This is a genomic window from Streptomyces sp. NRRL F-5123 (genome assembly GCF_000721495.1).
Lineage (GTDB): Bacteria > Actinomycetota > Actinomycetes > Streptomycetales > Streptomycetaceae > Actinacidiphila.
The window spans coordinates 50,186-69,271 of record NZ_JOHY01000007.1 but is presented as its reverse complement, the minus strand read 5'-3'; the positions used below and the strand labels follow the sequence as shown (position 1 = coordinate 69,271).

Here is a 19,086-nt window from a genome sequence, read left to right as displayed (position 1 = left end):
ACGGGAGGAATCCGGTCATGAAGCTGCGCCAGCTCCCGCCCCGGGCGGCCACCGGGGCGTTCGTCCTGCACTCGGGACTGCAGAAGTGGAAGGGCGACGAGGCCACCGCCGAGATGATGCACGGGATGGCGTGCGGGGCGTACCCGGTGTTCCGCAAGCTCACCGCGCAGCAGTTCCTGCGGCTGCTGTCGTGCGGCGAGATCGCCACCGGGTCGCTGCTGCTCGCGCCCTTCGTGCCCGCCGCCGTGGCCGGCGCCTTCCTCACCGGCTTCTCCGGCGCGCTCCTCGGCCTCTACGCGCGCACTCCCGGGATGCACGAGCCGGGGAGCCCCTGGCCGACCCAGAACGGCATCGCGCTGGCGAAGGACTCCTGGATGTTCGGCGTGGGCCTCGGCCTGCTCGCCGACGACTTCACGTCCTGCGGCTGCGGGCGCCGCTGCCGCTGCCACGGCTGACCGCGTACCGGCGCACCGCGGGCCCGTCAGGGGTGAGGGGGCGGTGGTCCGTGGGCAGCCGCTCGCCGGACGCGCCGTGCAGGCTGCCGCCGTCGGACGTACCGGGCGGTGCCGTGACGGCGTTACGAGGAGAGCGCGGCCATGAGGGTGCGCATCGCCGGGACGAGGTCCTTCGTCTGTCCGGTGGTGTCGATGACGGGGGGACGGGAGTCGGAGTCGGGTTCCGCGCCGTGGGCCGGGTCCCACTCGTTCGTCCCGGTCAGCGTGAGCGTGAAGACGGCCCCGCCGTGCCGTACCCCGAGCGACTGGCGGAACTGCGAGCTGACCAGGTTCGCCCGGTCGCCCAGGCCGCGCGGGTGGGTCGTCCGCTCCGGGATGTCCACGACGAGGAACATCGTCCCGGGGATGTGCGGATGCTGCCCCACGACCTCGCCGTCCGCGTCGAACTCCGTGCTGGGATCGGTCTTCTTGTGCAGGTCCACGGTCACGGCGACGGTGTACGTCGACGTCCAGCCGTCGCCGTCGTCCTCCGAGTCGGCGGTCAGCCGGCACTCGACGTGGTCCAGCGCATCGCTGTGCGCGATCGTCGGCGGCATCTGGCCGAAGGCCCGGGCGCCGAGGTGGTCGGTGAGCGGCCGCAGGTTCAGGTAGGTGCAGGGGTTGCCGTCGCCCACGTGGTAGCCGTGCAGGTCCGGCGCGGAGGTGCGGCCGTAGCCGGTGCCCGCGAGGGCTCCCGCCCACACCGCGGAGGTCATCACGACCGCGCAGGCCGCCCATGCCCACGGGCGGTCCCTCAACCGGAGGAGCAGCGGCTTCAGCCGGGCGGGCCGGGGCGGCCGGCCGGCGCCGCTGAGCACTTCGGCGCGGGGGGCCGTGCCGGGGGCCGATCCCGGGTCCGTGCCCGGGAGCGGGGCCGGTAACGGGCTGCGGGGCCGGTCCGCGAAGGGGCTCGCGCCGGGGGCCGCCGGGGCGCCCTCGTCGCCTTCCATCTCCGGTTCGCCGATCACCCGGTCTCCCCCCTCGCCGCCCCCGTCCCTGCCCGCGCTCACCATAGGCGCCGCGGGCGGGGATCGGCGAGGGGCCCGGGTCAGCGGACGGCCAGCGCGAGCCGCGCGCCCAGCGCCACGAAGGAGCCCGCGAAGACCCGCCGGGCCCACGCCAGCACCCGCGGCCGGGCCACGACCTGCCGCCGTACCGACGCGGCCAGCAGCCCGTACCCGGCGAAGACCGCGAACGTCATCAGCATGAACACCCCGCTCAGCACGAGCATCTGCCGGGCCGGGTGCGGGTCGTCGTCGCGCACGAACTGCGGCAGGAAGGCGAAGAAGAAGAGGGTCAGTTTGGGGTTGAGGAGGTTGAGCAGCACGGCCGAACCGACCACGCGCCGGGCGGGCCGGGTGTCCCCGCCGTCCTCCTCCCGCGGCACGACCAGCGCGTCCTTGTCCCGCAGCGTCGACCAGGCCATGACCAGCAGCCATCCCGCCCCGGCGTACGTCAGTGCGTGGAAGGCGAGCGCGCTGGTGTGCAGCAGCGCGGCGACCCCCGTCACGGTCGCCAGCACGTGCGGCACGATCCCGAGCGTGCAGCCGACCGCCGCGACCACCCCGCCCCGCGGCCCGCGGGCGAGCGCGGCGGACAGCGTGTAGACGACCCCGGTCCCGGGCGTCAGGCACACGACGAGAGCGGTGAGGAGGAAGGCGGTGCTCATGGCGACTCCGGGGGAGGCGGGGGCCGTTGGGGGCCCTGGCTGCGGGTGGGTGTGGTGCGCGGGGCGCGGCCCGCAGCACCACCCTGCTGCCACAATGGCCCCGTGAACAGGTCCAAAGAACGGCCTCTTGACCGGTCCGTAACGCCTGCCGCCGGCGCTTCGGGGGCGGATTTCCTGCAGCTCGACATCACCGCCGCCCCACCCGGCGGACTGGCCGACTGGCTCGCCGCCGAACTGCGTCGCGCGGTCTCCGACGGCCGCCTCCCCCTCGGCAGCCGCCTGCCCGCCACCCGCACCCTGGCTGCTGACCTCGGCGTCTCGCGCGGCGTCGTGACCGAGGCCTATCGCCGCCTCGCGGAGGACGGCCACACCACCGCGGACGGCCGCGCGGGAACGCGGGTGGTGGCCACGCCGCTGACGGTGGGGGAGGCCGGCGACGGCGGCCGTACGGCCTCTGTGGCGGGGGGTGTCGGCGGCGTTGGGGGGCGTACGGCCGCTGGGGGCGGGGTGGTTGGCGGGAACGCTGGTGGTACGGCCTCCGTGGTGACGGGTGTCGAAGGCGGCGCCGCCGGGGGTACGGGCCGGGCCGGCGCGGGCCGCGGGGGCGGGCTCTTCGACGGGGTGCCCGGCTCCGACGTCTTCGACAGGCTGCGGGCGGCGCCCGCGCAGGTCGACCTGTCGCCGGGGGCGCCCGACCTCGCCGCCTTTCCCCGCGGGGAGTGGCTGCGCGCCGAGCGCGCCGTGCTCGCCGACCTCCCCGCCGCCGACCTCGGGTACGGCGACCCGCGCGGCGCCCCCGCCCTGCGCCGCGAGGTCGCCGCCTGGCTGGCCAGGAACCGCGGGATCCCCGCCGACCCGGACGACGTCGTCATCGTCGGCGGCACCGCCCAGGCGCTCGGCCTCTTCGCCCAACTCCTCGCCGCCGACGGCATCGACACCCTCGCCTTCGAGGACCCCGGCTCGCTCGGCGTGCGCCAGCACCTCGTCCGCGCCGGGCTGCACACCCCGCCCGTGCCCGTCGACGCGGACGGCCTGCGCGTCGACGCGCTCCGTGCGAGCGGCGCACCCGCCGTACTGGTCACGCCCGCGCACCAGTTCCCCACCGGCGTCGTGCTCGGCGGGCGCCGCCGCCGCGCCCTCATGGACTGGGCCGCGCGCGACGGCGGGCTCGTCGTCGAGGACGACTACGACGCCGAGCACCGCTACGACCGGCCGCCGGTCGCCGCGCTGCGCGCGCTGCTCGCCGACCACGTCTGCTACACCGGCAGCATCTCCAAGCTCCTCGCGCCCGCGCTGCGGATCGGGTGGGTGCTCGTGCCCGCGCGGCACCACGACGCCCTCGTGGAGGCCAAGCGCTTCGCCGACCTCGGCACCGCGACGCTCCCGCAGCTCGTCCTCGCCCGGCTCATGCGGACCGGGGCGCTGGAACGGCAGTTGCGGCTGCTGCGCCGCAGACACCGCAGGCGCAGGGACGCGATGGTCGCGGCGATCGGGGAGATGCTGCCCGGGGCGGTCGTCCGCGGGGCCGCCGCCGGGCTGCACATCACCGTCACGCTGGAGGCGTACGGGGCGGTGTCCGACACGGAGGTCGCCGCCGCGGCGCTGGGGCACGGGGTGAAGGTGCACCCGCTCTCCTGGCACCGCCAGGTGCCGGGCCCTGCGGGGCTCGTCCTCGGCTACGCGGCCCGCACCCCGCCGGACATCACCACGGGCGTGGCCGCCCTCGCCCGCCTCCTCACTGCGTGAGCCTTCCGCGGCGGCGCCGCGGGCTGCGCCTCGCGGTGGCCCGCGCGACCGTCCGCCGGTGGGTGGTTCCGCGCGCGGTTCTCCCCCAGGGCTTCGCCTGGGAGGTGCCCCCACGCGCCCCTGAAAAACGAGTGCCCTCGCCCCGCAAAGCCTGCCCCCGCAAGACCTGCCCCGCAGGGGGATGCGCCCGTCAGGGGCTTGCCCGTGCCGCGCGGGGGACACACCAGGGGGGTGCGGGAGAACTGCGCGATCAGCCCACCGCCGGCGGAAGGTCGCGGACGCCACCGCAAGTGGCACCCCGGAGCGACAAGCGCCCACGCGCGGAAGATCGCGCAAAGCATCTCCGGTGGCACCCCGGAGCGGCACACCCACCGCGGTCGCGAGGGGATGTCCGGGGCGTACCCCCGGCCGGGCGGGGCTGTTACGTTCAGGGCATGGGGGACCAGGGGGAGTTGGGGGCGGCGCCACCCGCGGGCGAGGGGTGTCTGGTGGTCGCGGTACGCGTACCCGTACGCGTCGTGACGTTCGCCGTCGTGCTGCCCGTACGCCTCGTGTGGGACGCCCTCGCCGCGATCGCGCGCGCCTGCGCGGAAGCGCTGCGGTGGACGTGGCGCCGCGTCGTGCTGCCGCTGCTGTACATCGCGGGGCGGTACCTCTTCGTCGTTCCGCTCGTCGCGCTCTTCCGGTACGTCGTGCGGCCGGCCGCGGTGGCGGCGTGGCGGTGGGGGATCGTGCCGGTGGCCATGGCGGTCGACGCCGTCGTGGGGTTCCTGTGGCGCCGGGTGGCGTGCCCGGCGGGGCGCGGGATCGCCGCGGCGGTGGGGTTCCTGTGGCGCCGGGTGACGCTGCCGACCGGGCGCGCGCTGCGCGCGGTGGTGCGCTTCCTCGGGGCGTATCTGCTGGTGCGGCCCGGCACGTTCGTGTGGCGCCGGGTGGTCGTGCCGGTCGCGAAGGCGGTCGGGTGGGTGCTGGGGCTGGTGTGGCGGGGCGTGGCGCTCGTGGCGCGGGCGGTCGGCTGGGTGCTGGGGCTGGTGTGGCGCGCCCTGGTCTTCGTGGCGCGGGCCCTCGGGAAGGCCGTGGGATGGCTGTTCACGTGGGGGGTGCGGCGGCCGGGCGGCACGCTGTGGCGCCGGGTCGTGGTGCCGCTGGCGCGCGAGCTGTGGACGGCGCTGCGCTTCGCGTGGCGCGGCACCGCGTTCGTGTCGCGCGCGCTGGGCCGGGCGCTGCTGTGGGCCGCGCGGGTGCTGGTCGTGGCGCCGGTGGCGTGGGTGTGGAGCCGGACGGGGGCCCCGGCGCTGCGCGGGGTGCGCGCGGCGGGGCGCTGGTACCGGCGGGCGGTGTGGCGGCCGGTGGCGGACGCGGTGGCCGAGGCCCGCAGGACCGTACGGCACGTGCTGTTCGGCGCACAGCCGCGCGAGCCCGTACGGCGCGGTGCGGAACCGAAGCGGCTGCCGTGGGAGGACGAGCGGCGCTGACCGGCCGGTCGTGCGGCCGCGCCGCGACGGGGTGGGGCCGCACGGCGTAACCTTGGTGCAGACGACGTCCGCCGATTTCTCGTAGGGACTGAACGACACTGGGCAAGCGACAGCCCGAAGGCCCGCCGCCCGCGCCGACGGTGCAGCGCATCAGGTTGCGTTACACCAAGCGGGGCCGCCTCCGGTTCACCAGCCACCGTGACTTCCAGCGCGCCTTCGAGCGGGCCCTGCGCAGGGCCGAGGTGCCGATGGCGTACTCCGCGGGCTTCACCCCGCACCCCAAGGTGTCGTACGCCAACGCAGCACCTACCGGCGTCGGCAGCGAGGCGGAGTACCTGGAGATCGGCCTGGCCGCTTCCCGCGACCCGGAGAAGCTGCGGACCCTGCTGGACGAGTCGCTGCCGCCCGGCCTCGACGTGATCGAGGCCGTCGAGGCCCGCACGCCGGGCCTCGCCGAGCGCCTGGAGGCGTCGGTGTGGCAGCTCCGGCTGGACGGCGTGGAGCCCGCGGACGCCCGCCGGGCGGTCGCGGCCTTCCTCGCCGCGGACACCGTGGAAGTACAGCGCAGCACCAAGAACGGCATCCGCACCTTCGACTGCCGGGCCGCGGTCACGCGGTTCGAGGTCGTGGAGGACGACGGGACCGCCACCGACCCGGGCGCGCCGCTCCCGGGTACCGATACGCCGCAGGACCGCGCCTGTGCGATACTGCGGCTGGTTGTGCGGCACCTGACACCTGCCGTACGGCCCGACGACGTACTGTCCGGCCTTCAGGCGACGGCCGACCTCGCGCCGCCGGTCCCCGCTGCGGTGACCAGGCTGGCGCAGGGGCCGCTCGCCGAGGACACCGGCACGGTCACCGACCCGCTCGCGCCCGATCGCGACGCCGTGGCGGTGCCGGCCGGTACCGCGTAGCCGCGTCGTCACGCGCGTCGCCGACGCACCAGGGAGCCACCCGGGTCCGGCGCCGCTGACCACATGAGACTTTCGTCGGCCCCCGCACGGGCGGCCGACGAGCGACACAGCAAGCTCCCGTGCGGCGCCCGCGCCCCGGAGGGCGGCAACCGCGACCCAAGCGGCATGCCCCTTCCGATCTGGACGCGGCGCCCGGGAGCGCGACGGGAGCACTGCCCGAATGCCCGACCAGAACGAGACGAACGAGACACCTGCCGCCGGCGGCGACACGCCCGCGGAGGCGGCGCCGCCGCGCCGCCGCCGTGCCGCCTCCCGCCCCGCGGGACCGCCGGCCGGCACCGACACCGCGTCCGGGACCGCGGCCGCCGAGACCGAAGCACCGGCCCGGCGCCGTACGCGCAAGGCCGCGGCCGCCGCGCCCGAGACCCCCGACACGCCGGCCGAAGCCGCTGAGGCCGAGGAGCCCGCGGCCCCCAAGCGCCGCCGCGCCACCCGCAAGGCCGCCGCCCCGGCCGCTGAGGAGGCCCCCGCCGAGGCCCCTGCCGAGGAGGAGGCCGCGCCCGCGCGTACCCGGCGCCGTGCGACGCGCAAGGCGGAGAGCCCCGCGGCTGCGGAGGAAGCGCCCGCGGCCGAGGCCCCCGCCGAGGAGGAGGCCGCCCCGGCCCGTACCCGGCGCCGTGCCACCCGTACGGCGGAGAGCCCCGCGGCTGCGGAGGAAGCGCCCGCGGTCGAGACTCCTGCCCAGGAGGAGGCCGCGCCCGCGCGCACCCGGCGCCGTGCGACCCGCAAGGCCGAGAGCCCGGCCCCCGCGGCGGAGACGCCCGCCGAGGCCCCCGCCGAGGAGGAGGCCGCCCCGGCCCGTACCCGGCGCCGCGCCACCCGTACGGCCGAGAGCCCCGCGGCCGCTGAGGAAGCGCCCGCCGCCGAGGTCGCCGAGGCCCCCGCCGGGGAGGAGGCCGCCCCGGCCCGTACCCGCCGCCGCGCCACCCGTACCGCCGCGAGCCCCGCCCCCGCCCCCGCCGCGGAGGAGCGGGCCGAAGCCCCCGCCGAGGAGGAGGCCGCGCCCGCCCGTACCCGGCGCCGTGCCACCCGCTCGGCGGCCGCGCCCGCTGCCGAGACGGCCCCCGCCGCCGAAGCCGCGGCCGAGCCCGCGGAGCGGCCGCGCCGGACGCGGAAGAAGGCCGCCCCCGCCGCCACCTTCTCCGCCGGGGACTCCTCCCGGCGCCTGAAGCCCGGCGCGCTGGCGCCCCGCGAGGCCGAGACCGCCGCGGCCCCCGCCGCCGCGCCCACCACCGACGAGTACACCGGCCGCGCGCTGCGCGACGGCGACGGCTGGGCCGTCGAGGTCGACGACGCCTACGAGATCCGCGGCTACGGCGACACGCCCGAGGAGGCCGCCGCGATGGCGGTCACCGCGATCGCGGACGCCTTCGGCATCCCGGCCGAGCGCGTCGTGCTCGACGTGCGCACCGAGGCGGCGCCGCCCGCGCGCGGCCGCCGCCGTGCCGCGGCGCCGGCGACGTCGCTCTTCCAGCCGCCGGTCTTCGTCGCGCCCACCCCCGCGCCCGCCGCCGCACCCGCCGCCGAGAAGGCGGAGCGGGCCGAGGAGGCGGAGGAGCCGGCCGCCGACGAGTACGAGGGCGGCGGCCCGCGCCGCCGTCGGCGCCGCCGCGGCGCTGCCGCGGCGGAGGAGGCCGCCCCCGAGACGGCCGAGGTCACCGCATCGGCGGAAGCGGAAGCCGAAGAGGACGTCGAGGAAGGGGCCGAGGACGCCGAGGACGACGGCGAGGGCCGTCACACCTCCCGGCGCCGCCGCCGCGGTGGCCGCCGCCGTCGCCGCGGTGAGGCCGCCGACCACGCCGAGGACGGCGAGGGCGGCTCCGACGAGGACGACGACGAGCACGACGGCGACGAGGCCGAGGAGGCCGACGAGCACGAGGACGGGCAGGGGCAGGGCGGCTCCGGCGGGAGCAGCAGCAGCCGGCGCCGCCGTCGCCGTCGCCGCCGCGGCGGTGACGCGGGCGGGGACGACGCGCACGCGGGCGACTCCGACGACCCGGAGCGCACCGTCGTCAAGGTCCGCGAGCCGCGCCCGCACCAGGAGGCGGCCGGCACGGGCGCCGACCAGGTGCAGTCCATCAAGGGCTCGACCCGCCTGGAGGCCAAGAAGCAGCGCCGCCGGGAGGGCCGCGAGCAGGGCCGCCGCCGGGTGCCGATCATCACCGAGGCGGAGTTCCTGGCGCGCCGCGAGGCCGTCGAGCGCGTCATGGTGGTGCGGCAGAACGGCGAGCGCACCCAGATCGGCGTGCTGGAGGACGGCGTCCTCGTCGAGCACTACGTCAACAAGGAGCAGGCCACCTCGTACGTCGGCAACGTCTACCTGGGCAAGGTGCAGAACGTCCTGCCGTCGATGGAGGCCGCCTTCGTCGACATCGGCAAGGGCCGCAACGCCGTGCTCTACGCGGGCGAGGTCAACTTCGAGGCGCTCGGCCTGTCCGGCGGCCCGCGCCGTATCGAGTCCGCGCTGAAGTCCGGCCAGCCGGTGCTGGTGCAGGTCACGAAGGACCCGATCGGCCACAAGGGCGCCCGGCTCACCAGCCAGGTCAGCCTGCCCGGCCGCTACCTGGTCTACGTGCCCGAGGGCTCGATGACCGGCATCAGCCGCAAGCTGCCCGACACCGAGCGCGCCCGGCTGAAGACCATCCTCAAGAAGATCGTCCCCGAGGACGCGGGCGTCATCGTGCGCACCGCCGCCGAGGGCGCGAGCGAGGACGAGCTGCGCCGCGACGTCGAGCGCCTGCAGGCGCAGTGGGAGGACATCCAGCGCAAGGCCAAGCAGGGCGGCGGCTCCAACGCGCCGACGCTGCTGTACGGCGAGCCCGACATGACCGTGCGGGTCGTCCGCGACATCTTCAACGAGGACTTCTCGAAGGTCATCGTGAGCGGCGACGACGCGTGGGACACCGTCCACGACTACGTCGCGCACGTCGCGCCCGACCTCGTCGACCGGCTGTCGCGCTGGACCTCCGAGACGGACGTCTTCGCGACGTACCGCATCGACGAGCAGCTGCTCAAGGCGCTGGACCGCAAGGTGTGGCTGCCCTCCGGCGGCTCGCTGGTCATCGACAAGACCGAGGCGATGGTCGTCGTCGACGTCAACACCGGGAAGTTCACCGGGCAGGGCGGCAACCTGGAGGAGACCGTCACCCGCAACAACCTGGAGGCGGCCGAGGAGATCGTCCGGCAGCTGCGGCTGCGGGACCTCGGCGGCATCGTCGTCGTCGACTTCATCGACATGGTCCTGGAGTCCAACCGCGACCTGGTGATGCGGCGGCTGCTCGAATGCCTCGGGCGGGACCGCACCAAGCACCAGGTGGCCGAGGTCACCTCGCTGGGCCTGGTGCAGATGACCCGCAAGCGGGTCGGGCAGGGCCTGCTGGAGTCCTTCTCCGAGACCTGCGTCCACTGCAACGGGCGCGGCGTCATCGTGCACATGGACCAGGCCACGACGGTGGGCGGCGGCGGCAAGCGCAAGCGCCGCGGCAAGTCCGGCGCGGACGCGCACGTCCACGAGCACGAGCACGAGACGGAGGCCGCCGAGGTCGAGGAGGTGCCGGAGCTGGAGCCGATCGAGGTCGGCGAGTCCGACCTCGTGCCGGCCGTCGGCGACCCGGAGGAGGAGTGGTTCGGGACGGCCGCCGAGGCCGAGGCCGCGGCGACGCAGTCCCGCGGCCGCTCCCGGCGGCGCGGCGCCCGCAAGGCCACCGCGCCCGCCGGTGCGCCCGCTGCGGTGTCCGGTACGCAGGAGGAGCCCGCCGTCGTCGTGGTGCCGGTGAGCGAGCCGGACGTCGAGCCGGCTGCCGCGCTGCCCGAGCCCGAGGTCTCGACGGAGCCGCCGGCCCGCACGCGGCGCCGGGCGACCCGCAAGGTGACCGCTCCGGCGGGCTCGCCTGCGGCGGCGGAGGAGGCGGCCGTCGTGGTCGTCGCCGAGACCCCCGCTCCGGCTGCCGCGCTGCCCGAGCCCGAGGTCTCGACGGAGCCGCCGGCCCGTACCCGGCGCCGGGCGACCCGCAAGGTGACCGCTCCGGCGGGCTCGCCTGCGGCGGCGGAGGAGGCGGCCGTTGTCGTCGTCCCCGCACATGCCGCTCCCGCGGCCGAGCCCGGCGCTCCCGCCGCCGAGCCGGAGGTCCCCGCTGCGGAGGCCCCCGCCGCCGAGGCTCCCGCCGCCGAGGCGGAGCCGAAGAAGCGGACGCGCAAGGCGCCGGCGAAGAAGGCCGCCGCGAAGAAGACCGCGGCGAAGAAGACCGCCGCCAAGAAGACGGCGACCAAGAAGACCGCCGCGAAGAAGGCGGCGACCTCCGCGGAGTAGCCGCTGCCCCGCGCCCCGGGTGGGCCCGCCCTGCTGCGAAGGGCGGGCCCACCCGGGGCGCACCCCCTCCCGGGGAGGGGGAGGGGCGATTTGACCACCGGCGGAACAGCTACGTAAAGTTGACCCTCGGCGTTTCACGCCCTTCTCCTGAGCACATTCCTTCCGGCCCGGCCGGTTGAGGCCTCCCAGCAGCAAGAGTGGGATGGCTGGCATCAGGGGTTCCGCATCGAGCAGAGAGTGAGTTCCGCGTGTACGCGATCGTGCGTAGCGGTGGCCGCCAGCACAAGGTGGCCGTCGGCGACATCGTCGAGGTCGACAAGATTTCCACCGGCAAGGTCGGCGACGCCGTCGAGCTTTCGACGCTGCTCGTGGTGGACGGCGAGGCCGTCACCAGCGACCCGTGGGTGCTCGCCGGCATCAAGGTCCAGGCCGAGATCGTCGACCACCACAAGGGCCAGAAGATCGACATTCTGCGCTACAAGAACAAGACCGGTTACCGGCGCCGCCAGGGTCACCGCCAGCAGTACACGGCGCTGAAGATCACTGGCATCCCCGCCGCGGCTGCGAAGTAAGGGACTGAGGAGAGATGGCACACAAGAAGGGCGCATCGTCCACCCGGAACGGTCGCGACTCCAACGCTCAGCGGCTCGGCGTCAAGCGCTTCGGCGGCCAGGTCGTCAACGCCGGTGAGATCATCGTCCGCCAGCGCGGCACGCACTTCCACCCCGGCTCGGGCGTGGGCATCGGCAAGGACGACACGCTGTTCGCGCTGTCGGCCGGTGCGGTCGAGTTCGGCACGAAGCGGGGCCGCCGCGTCGTGAACATCGTTCCGGCTGCCTGAACGGCACGCTGAGGACTTTCCGAGGGCGGAACCGCTTCCCGGCAGACGGGAAGCGGGGCCGCCCTCGGCGTGTTATGACAGCGCCGAGAGGCGCGCACACCCGTATGTATCTGGAGGAAACGCCATGACCACCTTCGTGGACCGCGTCGAGCTGCATGTCGCCGCGGGTAACGGGGGCCATGGCTGCGCCTCCGTGCACCGGGAGAAGTTCAAGCCGCTGGGCGGGCCGGACGGCGGCAACGGCGGGCGGGGCGGCGACGTCGTCCTGGTGGTCGACCAGGACGTCACCACGCTGCTGGACTACCACCACAGCCCGCACCGCAAGGCCACCAACGGCAAGCCCGGCGAGGGCGGCAACCGCTCCGGCAAGGACGGCCAGGACCTGGTCCTGCCGGTGCCGGACGGCACGGTCGTGCTGGACGGCAATGGCAACGTGCTGGCCGACCTGGTGGGGGAGGGCACGTCCTTCGTCGCCGGGCAGGGCGGCCGCGGCGGCCTCGGCAACGCCGCGCTGGCCTCGGCCCGCCGCAAGGCGCCGGGCTTCGCGCTGCTGGGCGAGCCGGGTATCGCGCGCGACGTGGTGCTGGAGCTGAAGACCGTCGCGGACGTGGCGCTTGTCGGCTACCCGAGCGCGGGCAAGTCGTCGCTGATCTCGGTGCTGTCCGCGGCCAAGCCGAAGATCGCCGACTACCCCTTCACCACCCTGGTGCCGAACCTGGGCGTGGTGACCGCGGGCACGACCGTCTACACCATCGCCGACGTGCCCGGACTGATCCCCGGCGCGAGCGAGGGGCGCGGGCTGGGCCTGGAGTTCCTGCGGCACGTCGAGCGCTGCTCGGTGCTGGTGCATGTGCTGGACACCGCGACGCTGGAGTCCGACCGCGACCCGGTCTCGGACCTCGACGTGATCGAGGCGGAGCTGCGGGCGTACGGCGGCGGCCTGGAGGACCGGCCGAGGGTCGTCGTCCTCAACAAGATCGACGTGCCGGACGGGCGCGAGCTGGCCGGGATGGTCCGGCCCGACCTGGAGGCGCGCGGCTACCGGGTCTTCGAGGTCTCCGCGGTGGCGCACGAGGGGCTGCGCGAGCTGTCCTTCGCGCTCGCGCAGATCGTGGCCGAGACGCGCGCGGCGCGTCCGGTGCAGGAGTCGACCCGGGTCGTCATCCGCCCGCAGGCCGTCGACGACAGCGGCTTCACCGTGACGGAGGAGGACGGCCTCTTCCGGGTGCGCGGCGAGAAGCCGGAGCGCTGGGTGCGGCAGACCGACTTCAACAACGACGAGGCCGTCGGCTACCTCGCGGACCGGCTCAACCGGCTGGGCGTCGAGGACGAGCTGCGCAAGGCGGGCGCCAAGGCGGGCGACGGCGTGGCGATCGGCGCGGACGAGGACGCGGTCGTGTTCGACTGGGAGCCCACGATGGCCGCCGGCGCCGAGATGCTCGGCCGCCGCGGCGAGGACCACCGCTTCGACGCGCCCCGCGCGGCCGCCCAGCGGCGCAAGGACAAGCAGGCCGCGCACGACGAGGCCGACGACGAGTACCAGGGCTTCGACCCGTTCGCCTGAGCCGGTTCGCCCGGGCCCCGGGCTCAGAAGACGGTCGCCGGCGGCTTGTCCTCGGTGACCTCCCCGGCGGCCTCGCCGGGGACGTCACGGGTGAGGATCCGCCGGGACAGCATGTACGTGAACGGGATCGCTGCGGCCGCGGCGACCAGCGGGGCGATCTTGTCGTTCATCCCGACCCACTCGACGAAGACGTAGACGCCGATGCTGGTCACCACGTAGTTGGTGACGTTGGTCAGCGGGAAGAGGAAGAATTTCCGCCACGTCGGCCGGGTGCGGTAGGTGAAGTACGTGTTGAGGAAGAACGAGCCGATCATGCTCAGCACGAAGGCTGCCGAATACGCCGCGAAGTACGGCATCAGCGGGTGCAGCGCCAGATAGAAGCCGTAGAACGTGGCGGTGTTCACACCGCCGACGAGGGCGAACCGGACTATCTGGAGGAGTTGCGGCGACAGCTTGGGCACGCTCGAACCTAACCGATCCCCAGCGGGCCGGAGCGCTCGGCGGGCTCGGGCGGTTCCGCCGCCGCGGGCCGTTCGCGGCGCAGCTCGCCGTACGGCGCCCCCGCCTGGTCCCCGACCCGGAAGGCGCGCGGCGCGTTGGTCTCCTTGACCAGGAAGTGCGGGCGCCGCTTGGTCTCGTAGTAGATGCGGCCGATGTACTCGCCTATCAGCCCCAGCATGATCATCTGGAGCCCGCCCAGGCCGGTGATCGCGACGAGCAGGGTGACGTATCCGGGCGCGGTCGGGCCCTGGACGATGGCCTGCACGGTGATGACCGCCGCGTAGACGGCCGCGAGGGCGGCGAGGCCCAGGCCGGTGTAGATGGCGATCCGCAGCGGGCGGTTGTTGAACGAGATCAGCCCGTCCATGCCGTAGTTGATCAGCGAGCCGAAGCGCCACTTCGTCTCGCCGGCCTCGCGGGCGGCGTTGCGGTAGTCGAAGGTGACCGTGTCGAAGCCGATCCAGGAGAACAGCCCCTTGGAGAAGCGGTTGTACTCCGGCATCGACAGCAGCGCGTCCACCGCGGGGCGGGACAGCAGCCGGAAGTCGCCGACACCGTCGGTCAGCTCGACGTCCACCCATGAGTTGATCATGCGGTAGTAGAGCCGGCTGACCGCGGTGCGCATCCTCTTGTCGCCCTCGCGTGTGCGGCGCGCGATGACCTGGTCGTGGCCCAGACGGTAGAGCTCCAGCATGCGGCCGATCAGCTCCGGCGGGTGCTGGAGGTCGGCGTCCATGACGACGACCGCGTCACCGGTGGCCTCCCGCAGGCCGGCGAGCATGCCGGCCTCCTTGCCGAAGTTGCGGCTGAAGGACACGTAGCGCGTGCTGTCCGGGTTGTTCTTGGCCAGGGCGCGCAGCCGGTCGAGCGTCGCGTCCTTGCTGCCGTCGTCGACGTAGCACAGCTCGTAGCCGACGTCCAAGGTGTCCAGCGTCTCGCGGATCCGCTGGTCGAAGAGGTCGATCACGGCCTCTTCGTTGTAGCAGGGAACAACGATCGATAGTCGCATGGGGATCACTTTCGGCGCCGCATGTGGGTGTGGGGGAGTGGCGGCGGTGCCCGCACCATACCCCGTTCGATCAGCTTAGCCTCCCGCATTCACGAGTTGCGCCGCCCGGCCTTGAATGCAAAGAGAAAGTGAACCGAGGAATAACGAGGCGCTGCCGGGGGGATACTCGACCGTGGAGTACGTTCACCCCACTCGGTGCCGGCACCGAGTGGGGCGGGTGCGGCGCAGGTGCGGCGGTGTGCAGCGCGGCAGGGCGCGCTGCGACGGTGAATTCGGCGGGGCCCGACTGCCGCGCGGGCCGTGCGCCGGCGGTGAATGAGGAAAATCCCGCCGGCGCCGCCGGGGAAGTCCCGCGGGCGTTATTCAAGGCGGTGTCTTCATTCGGACGCCGGGAGTTCACTGAAGTGATCACGCGGGAAATCGCCGGGCAGCGCGCGTGATCCACTGTTCGGGGCCGTCCGGGCGGCCACGCGGCGGGTGCGGAATGCCGCACAGCCGGTCCGCACGGGCCGGTGCGATTTCGCACGTCGGGCCGCTGGAGCGACTGAGGACCCCTGGTACTGTAAGGGCGCCAGAGCACCCGCCGGCCGTGCTTCCGTGCCGCACGCCGGTACGACGATCGCGGCAGCGGGAGTCTGGAACCGAACGGTCGGTTGCCGTACAGCGCCCGGCCGCGAGGACAGCCGAGCGGCCCACGGGACCGGCCGCCGGAAGAAAACCACACCTCGGGTACGGCCTCCGGCGAGGCGTCCGCACCCGCCTTACGCAAAGTGCGGAAAGGGAGGGAACCATGTCAGGCGCTGAGCCGGCATTCGTACCCGCCGCTCGACCCGTCATCGGTGACGACGAGATCGACGCCGCCGTGCGCGTGCTGCGCAGCGGCAGCGTGGTGCAGGGCCCCGAAGTGGCCGCCTTCGAGCAGGAGTTCTCCGCGCTCGTCGCCGACCGGCACTGCGTGGCTGTGAACTCCGGCACCTCCGCCCTGCACCTGGCGCTGCTGGCACTGGGCATAGGCAGCGGCGACGAGGTGATCGTGCCGTCGTTCTCCTTCGCCGCCACCGCGAACGCCGTCCGCCTGGTGGGTGCCGAGCCGGTCTTCGTCGACATCGAGCCGGGCAGCTTCTGCGTCGACCCCGCCGCCGTCGAGGCCGCGGTCACCGCGCGCACCGCCGCGATCATGCCGGTGCACCTCTACGGGCACCCCGCCGCGATGGACAAGATCACCCCCATCGCCGAGAAGCACGGCCTCGCGGTCGTCGAGGACGCCGCCCAGGCCCACGACGCCGCCCTGCACGGCACCCCCGTCGGTGCCTTCGGTGCCGCGGCGTGCTTCAGCTTCTACCCGACCAAGAACATGCACGCCCTCGAAGGCGGCATGGTCAGCACCCCGGACGCGGAGACCGCCCGCACCCTGCGGCTGCTGCGCAACCAGGGCATGGAGCAGCGCTACGCCAACGAGATCGTCGGCGCCAACATGCGGCTGACCGACGTCGCCGCCGCGATCGGCCGCGTCCAGCTCGGCAAGCTCAAGGCCTGGACCGAGCAGCGCCGCGCGAACGCCGCCTTCCTGGACGCGAACCTCACCGGGGTCGTCGTCCCGCCGGTCGCCGAGGGCGCCCGGCACGTCTACCACCAGTACACGATCCGGGTCGCCGACCGGGACGCCGCGCAGAAGGCGCTCACCGAGCGCGGCATAGGCAGCGGCGTCTACTACCCGACGCCGATCCACCGGCTCAAGCCGTTCTGGGAGCCGGACCAGAAGATCAACCGGCAGTGGGACCTGCCGGAGACGGAGAAGGCCGCGGCCGAGGTGCTGTCGCTGCCGGTGCACCCGTCGCTGAGCCAGGACGACCTGGAGCGGATCGTCACCGCCGTCAACGCCCTGGGGGAGCAGCGATGAGCGAGTCCGCAAGGCTGCGCGCCGGCCTCGTCGGCCTGGGCGCGATGGGCCGCAACCACGCCCGTGTGCTGTCCGGCCTGGAAGGCGTCGACTTCGTCGGCGTCGTCGACCCGCTGGGCGACGTCAACGGCGCCGCGCAGGGCGCCCCGGTCGTCGGCACGGTCGCCGAGCTGCTGGAGATCGGTGTCGACTACGCCGTCGTCGCCTGCCCGACCGCGCTGCACGAGGAGGTCGGCCTGGCGCTGGCCGAGGCCGGTGCGGGCGCGCTCGTCGAGAAGCCGCTGGCGCACACCGTCAAGGCCGCGCAGCGGCTGGTCGAGGCCTTCGAGACGCGCGGCCTGGTGGCCGGCGTCGGCCACATCGAGCGCTTCAACCCCGCGCTGCAGAGCCTGCGGACGCGGCTCGCGGCCGGCGAGCTGGGCGACGTCTACCAGGTGGTCACCCGCCGCCAGGGCCCCTTCCCGCACCGCATCGCCGACGTCGGCGTGGTCAAGGACCTCGCGACCCACGACATCGACCTGACGTCCTGGGTCACCGGCAGCGACTACACCTCGGTGTCCGCGCGGACCGTCTCCAAGAGCGGCCGCGAGCACGAGGACATGGTCGCCGTCGTCGGCCAGCTCGCCGACGGCACGATGGTCAACCACCTGGTGAACTGGCTCAGCCCGCTCAAGGAGCGCACCACCGTGGTCACCGGTGAGCGCGGCTGCTTCGTGGCCGACACCCTCACCGCCGACCTGACGTTCTTCGCCAACGGCGTCATCACCACCGAGTGGGAGGCGCTGCGCGCCTTCCGCGGGGTCGCCGAGGGCGACATGGTCCGCTACGCCCTCGCCAAGCGCGAGCCGCTGCTGGTGGAGCACGAGCTGTTCCGGGACGCGATGCTCGGCAAGGACGCCGACATCGTCACCCTGCGCCAGGGCCTGCGGACGGTCGAGGTCTCCTCGGCGGTCATCGATTCCGCGCAGACCGGCGAGACCGTCCAGCTCGGCCCCGTGGCGGTGCGCGGGTGACCACCCCGGACGTCACCGTCGTGGTGGCTGTCTACAACACCATGCCGTACCTGACCGACTGCCTGACCTCGCTGGTAGAGCAGAGCATCGGCCTGGACCGGCTGGAGGTCGTCGCGGTGGACGACGGGTCCACCGACGACAGCCTGAAGGAGCTGGAGCGCTTCGCCAGTCTCCACCCGGGCACCGTGAAGGTTCTGCGGCAGCCGAACTCCGGCGGTCCGGCGGCGCCCAGCAACAAGGCGCTGGACGCCGCCACCGGCCGCTACGTCTTCTTCATCGGCTCCGACGACCGGCTCGCCCCGTACGCCCTGGAGCGGATGGTCGCGGCCGCCGACGAGCACGGCTCGGACGTGGTCGTCGGCAAGATGGAGGGCACCAACGGGCGCTACGTCCACCAGGAGCTCTACCAGGAGACGCGGCACGACGTCACCTTCACCAACTCGGCGCTGCCGTGGACCGTGGCCAACACCAAGCTCTTCCGGCGCGAGCTGGTCGAGCGGCACGGGCTGCGCTTCCCCGAGGACATGCCGGTCGGCAGCGACCAGCCCTTCACGATCGAGGCGTGCCTGCGCGCGTCCCGTATCTCGGTGCTCGCCGACGGCACGTACTACTACGCGGTCAAGCGCGAGGACGCCGGCAACATCACCTACCGCGCGAACCACGAGGCGCGCCTCGCGTGCGCGGCGCGCGTGATGGACCACGTCGCCGGCCTGGTCGAGCCCGGCCCGCTGCGGGACGCCGTGCTCATGCGGCACTTCCGCTGGGAGCTGGCCAAGCTGCTCCAGGACGACTTCCCGGCCCTCGACGCCGCCGTGCGCGAGCGCCTGGTCAAGGGCATCGCCGACCTCGCCGACCGCTACCTCACCGACGCGGTGCGCGACAGCATGGGCGTCAAGCAGCGGGTCCGCATCGGCCTCGCGCAGGCCGGGCGCACGGCCGAACTGTGCGCGCTCATCGAGGACGAGGCGGAGCACGGCGCCCCGCCGTTCGTCCTGGAGGGCGAGCACGCCTACGCCCGCTACCCCGGTTTCCGGGACGCGGACGCGGTCCTGCCGATGCGCTGGTTCGAGGTCGTCGAGGAGAGCGTCGCGGGCCGGCTCGCCGCCGGTGCCAGGGCGACCTCCGCGGTCTGGGGCCGGGCGTCCGGCCAGGGGCCCGTCCTGGACGTGACCGCGCGTATCGGACTGCTCGGCTCCTACGGGGCCGGTCCCGCGTTCGGCGCCTCGCTCGTGATGGAGGGGCCGGCGGACACCGCCGACGTCGCCGTCGACACCCGGGTGAAGGGCACGCCCAAGGGGGGTGCGGCCACGCTGGTTGCCGGACGCGTCCCGCTGCGGTCGCTGGTCGCCGCCGCACCGCGTACCGCGGTCCGGTGGAGGCCGGTGCTCGCGGTGACGCTCGCCGGCAAGCCCTACCGCGTACGGCTGCGCGCCGCGGGCGTCCAGCGGCAGCGCGTGCTGCTGCGGGGGATGCGCGCGTACGCGGTGTCCCTCACGTCAGACGACAAGGGGCGGCTGGTGTGCAAGGTCGCCCCCATCGGGCTGCGAGCCGTCGCAGCGCGACTGCTCCGACTCAGGAAGAAGTAGCACCC

The 19,086-nt window shown here is 74.3% G+C and carries 15 protein-coding genes; 11 read left to right on the top strand and 4 right to left on the bottom strand.

Going from position 1 to position 19,086, the window contains the following annotated elements:
- The first annotated feature begins 17 nt into the window (after nt 1-17).
- Entirely contained in the window at nt 18-455 is a 438-nt protein-coding gene (locus tag IH54_RS0108710) for a hypothetical protein (protein WP_031514549.1), read from the top strand.
- 122 nt (nt 456-577) lie between these two features.
- On the opposite strand, the gene IH54_RS0108705 is transcribed toward IH54_RS0108710, so the two are convergent.
- Nucleotides 578-1,462: a hypothetical protein gene (locus tag IH54_RS0108705; protein WP_031514547.1), complete on the bottom strand. Its 885-nt coding sequence runs from the start codon at nt 1,460-1,462 to the stop codon at nt 578-580.
- An 80-nt stretch (nt 1,463-1,542) separates the two neighbouring features.
- On the bottom strand, nt 1,543-2,163 hold the full coding sequence (locus tag IH54_RS0108700) for a LysE family translocator (RefSeq protein WP_031514545.1): 621 nt from the start codon (nt 2,161-2,163) through the stop codon (nt 1,543-1,545).
- Between the two features lie 102 nt (nt 2,164-2,265).
- On the opposite strand from IH54_RS0108700, the gene IH54_RS0108695 reads away from it, so the two are divergent.
- The 7 genes from IH54_RS0108695 (at nt 2,266) to obgE (ending at nt 13,072) form a co-directional block, all read left to right on the top strand.
- Complete coding sequence (locus IH54_RS0108695) at nt 2,266-3,909, top strand: PLP-dependent aminotransferase family protein (protein ID WP_031514543.1); 1,644 nt, start codon at nt 2,266-2,268, stop codon at nt 3,907-3,909.
- 434 nt (nt 3,910-4,343) lie between these two features.
- On the top strand, nt 4,344-5,384 hold the full coding sequence (locus IH54_RS0108690) for a hypothetical protein (protein WP_159011716.1): 1,041 nt from the start codon (nt 4,344-4,346) through the stop codon (nt 5,382-5,384).
- 140 nt (nt 5,385-5,524) lie between these two features.
- On the top strand, nt 5,525-6,298 hold the full coding sequence (locus tag IH54_RS0108685) for a TIGR03936 family radical SAM-associated protein (protein ID WP_031514539.1): 774 nt from the start codon (nt 5,525-5,527) through the stop codon (nt 6,296-6,298).
- A gap of 220 nt (nt 6,299-6,518) precedes the next feature.
- Nucleotides 6,519-10,667 (top strand): Rne/Rng family ribonuclease, encoded by a 4,149-nt coding sequence (locus tag IH54_RS0108680; protein WP_031514537.1) that lies wholly within the window; start codon nt 6,519-6,521, stop codon nt 10,665-10,667.
- Nucleotides 10,668-10,915: 248 nt separating this feature from the next.
- Nucleotides 10,916-11,239: a 50S ribosomal protein L21 gene (gene rplU, locus IH54_RS0108675; RefSeq protein WP_031514535.1), complete on the top strand. Its 324-nt coding sequence runs from the start codon at nt 10,916-10,918 to the stop codon at nt 11,237-11,239.
- 14 nt (nt 11,240-11,253) lie between these two features.
- Nucleotides 11,254-11,508: a 50S ribosomal protein L27 gene (gene rpmA, locus IH54_RS0108670; protein ID WP_031514533.1), complete on the top strand. Its 255-nt coding sequence runs from the start codon at nt 11,254-11,256 to the stop codon at nt 11,506-11,508.
- A gap of 124 nt (nt 11,509-11,632) precedes the next feature.
- Nucleotides 11,633-13,072: a GTPase ObgE gene (obgE, locus tag IH54_RS0108665; protein WP_031514531.1), complete on the top strand. Its 1,440-nt coding sequence runs from the start codon at nt 11,633-11,635 to the stop codon at nt 13,070-13,072.
- 23 nt (nt 13,073-13,095) lie between these two features.
- Here the strand turns inward: obgE and IH54_RS0108660 are convergent, their stop codons facing one another.
- Together IH54_RS0108660 and IH54_RS0108655 are read right to left on the bottom strand one after the other, a co-directional pair.
- The gene (locus tag IH54_RS0108660; RefSeq protein WP_043180258.1) at nt 13,096-13,533 is read right to left on the bottom strand and encodes a GtrA family protein; all 438 of its coding nucleotides are present in this window, start codon (nt 13,531-13,533) and stop codon (nt 13,096-13,098) included.
- Between the two features lie 8 nt (nt 13,534-13,541).
- Nucleotides 13,542-14,582, bottom strand: a complete 1,041-nt coding sequence (locus IH54_RS0108655) for a glycosyltransferase family 2 protein (RefSeq protein ID WP_052397222.1) — start codon at nt 14,580-14,582, stop codon at nt 13,542-13,544.
- A gap of 790 nt (nt 14,583-15,372) precedes the next feature.
- Here IH54_RS0108655 and IH54_RS0108650 point away from each other — a divergent pair.
- From IH54_RS0108650 to IH54_RS0108640, 3 genes are read left to right on the top strand one after another with little or no spacing between them, the layout of a single operon-like run.
- Nucleotides 15,373-16,482, top strand: coding sequence for a DegT/DnrJ/EryC1/StrS family aminotransferase (locus tag IH54_RS0108650; protein WP_031514526.1), 1,110 nt, complete (start codon nt 15,373-15,375; stop codon nt 16,480-16,482).
- Complete coding sequence (locus IH54_RS0108645) at nt 16,479-17,495, top strand: Gfo/Idh/MocA family protein (protein WP_031514524.1); 1,017 nt, start codon at nt 16,479-16,481, stop codon at nt 17,493-17,495. The genes IH54_RS0108650 and IH54_RS0108645 overlap by 4 nt, the downstream gene beginning before the upstream one ends.
- Nucleotides 17,492-19,081: a glycosyltransferase family 2 protein gene (locus tag IH54_RS0108640; protein ID WP_031514522.1), complete on the top strand. Its 1,590-nt coding sequence runs from the start codon at nt 17,492-17,494 to the stop codon at nt 19,079-19,081. Before IH54_RS0108645 ends, IH54_RS0108640 begins: the two co-directional genes overlap by 4 nt.
- Nucleotides 19,082-19,086 lie beyond the last annotated feature (5 nt).